6 protein-coding genes and 1 rRNA gene are annotated in these 7071 nt (G+C 42.2%); 3 read left to right on the top strand and 4 right to left on the bottom strand.

Annotated elements, in window-relative coordinates:
* Positions 1–83: 83 nt before the first annotated feature.
* The 4 genes from AC58QG_RS28975 to AC58QG_RS28990 all read right to left on the bottom strand — a co-directional run bounded on the left by AC58QG_RS28975 (position 84) and on the right by AC58QG_RS28990 (position 4684).
* Complete coding sequence (locus AC58QG_RS28975; RefSeq protein WP_497365538.1) at positions 84–1286, bottom strand: MFS transporter; 1203 nt, start codon at positions 1284–1286, stop codon at positions 84–86.
* Positions 1283–2107: an HAD family hydrolase gene (locus AC58QG_RS28980; RefSeq protein ID WP_497365539.1), complete on the bottom strand. Its 825-nt coding sequence runs from the start codon at positions 2105–2107 to the stop codon at positions 1283–1285. The genes AC58QG_RS28975 and AC58QG_RS28980 overlap by 4 nt, the downstream gene beginning before the upstream one ends.
* Entirely contained in the window at positions 2100–2876 is a 777-nt protein-coding gene (locus tag AC58QG_RS28985; RefSeq protein WP_497365540.1) for a DeoR/GlpR family DNA-binding transcription regulator, read from the bottom strand. The genes AC58QG_RS28980 and AC58QG_RS28985 overlap by 8 nt, the downstream gene beginning before the upstream one ends.
* A gap of 152 nt (positions 2877–3028) precedes the next feature.
* Entirely contained in the window at positions 3029–4684 is a 1656-nt protein-coding gene (locus AC58QG_RS28990; RefSeq protein ID WP_497365541.1) for an FAD-dependent oxidoreductase, read from the bottom strand.
* 213 nt (positions 4685–4897) lie between these two features.
* Between AC58QG_RS28990 and AC58QG_RS28995 the strand changes: the two genes are divergently transcribed.
* The 3 genes from AC58QG_RS28995 to AC58QG_RS29005 all read left to right on the top strand — a co-directional run.
* The gene (locus AC58QG_RS28995; protein WP_497365542.1) at positions 4898–6112 is read left to right on the top strand and encodes an S-layer homology domain-containing protein; all 1215 of its coding nucleotides are present in this window, start codon (positions 4898–4900) and stop codon (positions 6110–6112) included.
* A 156-nt stretch (positions 6113–6268) separates the two neighbouring features.
* Positions 6269–6547 carry a hypothetical protein gene (locus AC58QG_RS29000; RefSeq protein ID WP_497365543.1) on the top strand — a complete coding sequence of 93 codons (279 nt, stop codon included), beginning with the start codon at positions 6269–6271 and terminating at the stop codon, positions 6545–6547.
* Between the two features lie 329 nt (positions 6548–6876).
* A 16S ribosomal RNA gene (locus tag AC58QG_RS29005) occupies positions 6877–7071 on the top strand; the annotation flags it as partial.

Here is a 7071-nt window from a genome sequence, read left to right on the forward strand (position 1 = left end):
AACTGCAGTTTTTCCATCTAAACGGAATTTGGAGCGAAAGTTTAGAAAAATAGATGGATTTTATCCAGTTATCTATTCTCTGATCACGGGGAAGCAACAACGTCATCATGCTGTACACGCAACACAGGAACCTGCCATCTACGCGTATACATAATAATGCCAAACACAACACACATGCTGATCAGAACAAACCAGATCGAGACACCTACATGGAAGTGATCCATTCCCCAACCGACACCTAACGGCAGGATGGCTCCACCTAAACCACCAGCGGCGATAAGTGCACTCGTGGTTTGTTCCGTACGCCCTGGCAATAGTTGATTAGCATAGATTAGTGCAACGGCGAACATACCTGACATGAATAACCCTAGCAAGAGGATTACAGCAAAGCTACTCCATAGATTCGTGCTAAACACCCAAATGAATACAGTGATTAGGCTTAGAGCAAAAGAGTAGGCTAAATAACGGAAATATGTCATTTTTTCTGCTAGTATGCCTGCAAATAAGCGACCCACAACCATGGTTACCCAATAAGCCGTAACGCCTAGTGAAGCGATGGAGCTTGAAGCTTGTAGCTGGTCCTTAAAAATCGACGGTAAGAAATTAACAATCGTATTTTCCATCCCGCAATATAAGAAGAATACGGTCATAAGTAAGCAGAGAAAAAGGAATGACTTTTTAGATAATACGGGTATGCGCTCCACTTTTTGAGTACGGTCTGCTTTATGTGCAAGTAATTCATCATGCTCGCCTAAAGAAAGCTTCGACCATATGATGCCTGTGGCAAGTGCGCTTAAGCCGAGCAGCATGAAGGCGAATTTCCATAACCCATTAGCAATAAGTAGACTGGAAACTAGCGGCATGAATAAGGCGCCAAGTCCAAAGAAAACTTCAAGCTTGCTGAAGGCAACCGCTTGTTGATCTTTGGCAGCCATGAGAACGAAGGTGCTGATACTGGACTCTACGAGTCCGAAGGAGATGCCAGCGATGAAGGTCAGACCCACGACCATCGGCCAGGGAGGCAATAAGCCTATGGCAAGCATTGCGATAAACAGAAAACTAAAAGCAAGCGTAATCGTACTGCGACGACTAATACGACGAATCAGTGAAGGCATCGCAAGTACACCGAGCATGAAGCCGCCAAACTCCAGAAAGACGAGCATTCCGCCGCCGCTGTAGCTTCGATCATAATGGGCCAGCAGTTCAGGCAACACAGCGCCAAAAATAACGTGCGTACAGCCTGTTAAAAGGTAGGACAAGCAGCCCATGATTAAAAGTCTTTTCATAATACGGCGCTGCCTTTACCTTCTGTCGTAAACTTTTCATTATAAGCTAGTACTTGTTCAATCGCTTCGGAGACAGAATTCACTGTATTCGAGGCATGCTTTTTCACATCTGAATGTGCGGTATGCATGGCAAAACTGTGCGGTGTAATACCGAACATGGAGACATCATTAAAAGAATCTCCAAAGCAGGCTATTTCATCAGGCTTTAAACCTAAATGTGCTGCAAGGGTAAGCAGGGAGCTGCCCTTCGACACTTGGTGTGGCATGATATCGAGACAATCTGTATCGGCCATATAAATGTCCAAATGGTCATTTAGCTCTTTTTCTAGCAGCTTCTTGATTTCAAGTAAATTGTCGACAGGCCCGAAAAGTGAAAATTTACAGATTGGAAAAGCATCTTTCAGGGATTGTTCAATCTCGCTTTTTACTACGAACGGTTCAAACATTCTCATTTGAATTTCCTCGGAAGCAGGGTTCAAGCGCTCAATATAGTTGGCATCCCCAGAGCAAATCAGTTTAACGACATCGAACTCTTTGATAAGTTGATAAACTTGATGGGCAATGGAAGGATCGAATAGCTTCGCATGCAGAAGGGTACCATCCATCAAATGGATGAAGGCACCATTTTGAGAAACAGAATAAGCTTGATGTTGTATGTCCTGAAGTACTCTCTGCATTTCCAAATTCATTCTACCGGAGGCTAGACAAAGCGTAAGTCCTGCTTCATTCACTTTACGTAAAGCGTTAAGCTCCCTCTCAGTAACTTTCTTATGATGATCAAGTAACGTGCCGTCAAGATCGCTAACGATAAGTTTAATCATGGTGGTCTTCTCCTCCTGCAAGTACAATCTCCACTTCACTGGCTAATAAACGCTCTTTCATTTCCTCACTTAGTGCTTGGTCCGTAACTAAAATATCTATACTTTCAAAACCTACGACACGATGGAACAGTCGCTTGCCGAACTTTGAATGATCTGCGAGAACAATGACTTGATCAGCATGCTCCATCATCGCTCTGACTAAATAACAATCCTCTTCATTGGGGGCAGACAGCCCATTCTCGGAAATGCCACATGTACCAATAAATAGTTTATCGACGTGATATTCTTTTAACATTTCAATCGCCTTAGCTCCGTAAACACTATGATGCTTATTATCTAGTACACCGCCAAGCATATGAATCGTAATGCCATCCTTACGGGTAAGGATAGCGGCTGTTTCAATCGAACTTGTGATGACAATGTTGTTTTTCGAAGTTAAGGCAGTTGCCGCGTGCAAGACCGTTGTAGAAGCATCCATCATCAGATAATCGCCATCTTGTACGAGGGCAGCAGCTGTTTTACCTATCGTCAGTTTGGAAGAGGATTCTTCCTGAAGACGTTGATCATAATTGCCAACTGCTTTAGATAGTGTAGGAAGAATAGCTCCGCCTCTTGTACGAACGATTGAGCCTTGCTCCTCTAGTTTGACCATGTCTCTTCTAGCGGTATCGCGCGAAACTTCATAGAGCTCACAGATCAAATCCACAGAGATTCGCTTATTTGATTTTAAGTATTCAAGGATGGATATGAGTCGTTCTTCTTGAAACAAGGATGTTCACCTCCTTCACTTAAGTAATCATAAGTAATTATAAGTATATGACTTATTGTATACGTATGTTGCTTGGCTTTCAATCCTTTTTTCAAAAGAAAAACCGTGCTCACTCGCTGCATGAACGAGAACACGGTTAAAACATCTATATCTTATTTAACGGCTGGCTTTTTACGTGTTTGAATGTAGCTCGGATACGTAATCTCACCTGAATCAAGTTTGCGAATCTCCTCTTCATTCCAGCCGGTAATCTTATTGGTAGCAGTTACGCCGGTCAGCTTGATTTGATAACGAGTCGCTAAGTACGCTTGGAGCTTCGTCATTTCTTCCGGTGTAATCTCGCGAAGCTTGTTCTTTCCATGAAGCTGTCCTAGGATGACACCGATGGATTCAGCGGCCAAACTCGTGTTTGGTTGAATACGTGTACTTCCATATGCAATTGCTGAGGAACCAACATTTTTCCCTGCGGCAATGACATTCTCATAATTTTTCAGTAAAAAGCTGCGAAGCGGCATGCCATATTTATCAGGACGTCCCATCTCAATTCCCCATTTGTTAGCACTTGTTCCCTGTAAATCTAGGGGATAGCCGCCAATACTGACATTGTCCCAAAACATGGTGCCTGCGAGGAGATCAGAAGGCTTTAATGTGTAGTCCATTTCATAATGGTTGTACTCACGTATATAAGGATAGGTCGGAAGTTCGCCTAGTTCTGCTTTTTCCCAACCAGGCAGCGTTTTACGGAAATGTTGTAAGATAAGTGCAGTTTCTTTATTTCCTAAATATACAGCTTCTTGTACGGACGCTTGCTTCGCAGGATCCACGGTATAAACGAGCAGCGCGTTAATGAGGACCTCACCATCGCGTTGATTCACCGCATTTAAACCTCTTAGGAAAACACGATCATTAGAAGGATGGTACGCTTTCGTCATCCCGCTAAGTCCAATGGCGAAGCTATCGCTTACACTCCCACCGCCAAATTGCTTTGCTCTATCCTCGGGCTTTAATGCGTTAAAAGTCGTATTGAACTTCTTCCAATCTACGTTTTTGAACTTCATCATCATGCCAGCGCTCATGTACTCGATATCTTTCTGCCCATAGAACTTTTCAAGGCCTGGTAGACGTTTGGTTTCCAATCGGCTAAGTAATGCGGCGAAATCACTATTATCTACCCAATAAGAAGCTGTGATTTTCTTTACTTCATTCTTGTTCGTTCGATATACGATCGATGGAATTTTGTGCATATAGTCAGGCGTTTGAATTTGTTCAACATCTTGAATGGTGATTCCTGACTCAATGGGGATATCCTTGCTCAGTTTATTCATATAAGTCGTGAATTCAGAAAGCTTACGAATCTTAGCGTTGCGGAAGCCGTCAAATAGTTCCTTGGCTCGGCCTTGGACGAGTAAATGTCCTTGTTCATCGCGCGTTTCATCTAGAAATAGCATCTGACTTTGCAGAATTTGTCCGCCAAAGGCTTGGTGCGGGTCTAAGATTTTCACTTTGAGCCCTTCATCCATGGCTGCGCGGGCCAAGTAGAGGCCTTCGAGCTCGCTTCCAATAACAACGACATCTACGTTTTCTGTTGGATATGTGGTCGTGCTCTCTATTTTCGTATCTTGTGTGGGTACTGATGATGGCATTTCACTTACTTGTGGGGGGGCTGGATTTGTGACAGATGGAGCTACTGCGGTCACGTTAATGCTTCCTTGCTTAAACCAAATCTTGCTGAATGAAAAGGCTGATACAAGGATTAGAAGTACAGCCAGAGCAATAACGAGTTGAACTCGCGGGTTTCGTAAGCGCATACATAAGCTCCTTTAGCGTTAGACTATATGGTCTCAGTTTAGCAGTTTCAGGGTGGATTTAATAGACTTTGAGAATTGATTTTAAAAGATTTGCAAGCTCTACCCCCAAAAAATGACATGCATTGGCGAATCCTTGTAGCATAACCAGGAACCCTTCGCGAAGGCTCCATCTTATGTATAAACCATAAAATGACTTAAGGGAGAGATTTTAAAATGAAAAAGGATCTAATGAAAAAATTCGTAGCTACAGGACTTGTTCTAACAATGGTAATGGGTGGCGGAACTGCCGCATTTGCAAATGGAAGTAAAAACGATGACCACGGCAAAGGCAATAATAACAATGGACCAAAAAATAATACGAACTATACACAAAATGTTATTAATGGAAACGTAACAATTAACATTAATTTCAACGATATGAAAAATTCACAATGGGCAATGCGTTATATTGCAAGCCTAGCTTCCAAGCGTGTTTTCGAAGGATATGAAGATGGTAGCTTCAAACCAGAGAAAACAGTAACTCGTATTGAAGCAATTACAGCAGCTGTTCGTTTGATGGGATTGCGTGAGCAAGCTGAGTCCGATGCTGAAAAATCCACGAAATTGAACTTCAAAGATGCGGACAAAGTTCCTGCATGGGCAGTAGGTTATGTTGCTGTAGCTCTTGAGAATGACCTATTCACAGAAAGCGATGACAGCGTTCGTCCAAATGAAGAAGCAAATCGTCTATGGGCAACTACACTTCTAGTGAAAGCGTTGAAATTAGAAGCGGAAGCAAAAGCAAACATGACAAGCAAACTTACATTTAAGGATGCGAAGCAAATTCCAGCAGGATCTGTTGGTTATGTGAAAGTAGCGGTTGATAAAGGCTTAGTCGACGGTTTTGAAGACAACACATTCAGACCAAATCAAAATGTAACACGTGCTCAACTGGCAGCTCTTCTAGATCGTACAAATGAGCAATTGCCTGGTGAAGATCAAAACACTAAAACAGGAACTGTAAATGCAGCTGTTTACAACAATGTTCTTTCCCTAACTAAAAATGGCACAACAACTGTATATACATTGCACCCAGATGCTTTCGTATTGCGTAATGGTGTGAAAGTAGCTGCTAGTGAAATTGCTGTTGGCGATACTGTAAAAGTACGTACTTTCAACAACACAGTTGTATTTGTAGAAGTAACTACGAATGCTCCAGTAAATACAAACTTCGACATTTTGGGTACGTTGACTTCAACAACAGTTAACGCGCAAGGTAAAATTGCAACAATCACAATCACACAAAATATCAATGGCGTTGATCAATCCACTACATATAATGTGGCTTCGACTTTCGCTTTGACAGGCAACTTGGCTAACTTCTCTGCAGGTCATCTGATCCAGCTTAAAGGCCAAAATCAATCCGTTACAACAATTGACGTTAAATAAGGATAAAAAGTTCGCATTCCTACATTAGATAGATAAAAAGGTTAGATTCATACAATCAAGCTCCTTGCTTCTTGCAAGGGGCTTGTTGTTATTTAATTGTATAATTTGGAAAGTGAAGTGAGAAACTATATGATATCTTGAAAGGAGTGGGTTAAGATGGAAGAAAGTTTGATGGATACATTTAGAAGATACTACGCTGACTACCGAGGGGCAGAGGGTGTTGATCAAAGCTTTACAGATGCTTATCAGGCTATGGCGTTCTATGTTATTAATCAGACAGAGCAATATGTACAACAAGGTAACTTACATGAGATTCAGAATCTGATTCGAGAGTTCAAAGAAATGGGTCTAACGATTTCGCCAAGCAATGATTCATTGAAAGAGCAATTTGAGCAAGAACTTGTGGTGCAAGAGCTGAATCGATATTCTTTTTAAAAAGGTGTTGCATTATCCAAATGCCCGTGGTATATTACTGGTCCGGCCAAAACGGGCTGCAAATTTTATCGAAATTTGTAAAAATAAAGCTTGCATCTGTTTGGGTGAATATGATATATTGTAATTCCTGCCGAGAGAGCAGGGAGTAAATATGGAAGAAATTGATCTTTGAAAACTGAACAACGAGTGAGTAAGCACAGTCGAGTAATCGACTATAAAAGAGATTGCAAAATCTCGCTAGCTTCAAATGAGCAAGTCATCTTGAATTTTGGGCCCCGAAAAAGTAATCGGAATTCTCTGCGGAGGTTAGCGTCACTTTTTTGGGTTTCTTTATGGAGAGTTTGATCCTGGCTCAGGACGAACGCTGGCGGCGTGCCTAATACATGCAAGTCGAGCGGGTTTATCCTTCGGGGTAAGCTAGCGGCGGACGGGTGAGTAACACGTAGGTAACCTGCCTTTAAGACTGGGATAACTATCGGAAACGATAGCTAAGACCGGATAACTGGTTTTCTCGCATGAGAGAA

The sequence above is a fragment of the Paenibacillus sp. J22P169 genome, from assembly GCF_059691995.1.

Coding starts and splice junctions, on each gene's coding strand:
- AC58QG_RS28995 (WP_497365542.1), top strand. CDS start 4,898: ATGAAAAAGGATCTAATGAAAAAATTCGTAGCTACAGGACTTGTTCTA.
- AC58QG_RS28990 (WP_497365541.1), bottom strand. CDS start 4,684: ATGCGCTTACGAAACCCGCGAGTTCAACTCGTTATTGCTCTGGCTGTA.
- AC58QG_RS28980 (WP_497365539.1), bottom strand. CDS start 2,107: ATGATTAAACTTATCGTTAGCGATCTTGACGGCACGTTACTTGATCAT.
- AC58QG_RS29000 (WP_497365543.1), top strand. CDS start 6,269: ATGGAAGAAAGTTTGATGGATACATTTAGAAGATACTACGCTGACTAC.
- AC58QG_RS28975 (WP_497365538.1), bottom strand. CDS start 1,286: ATGAAAAGACTTTTAATCATGGGCTGCTTGTCCTACCTTTTAACAGGC.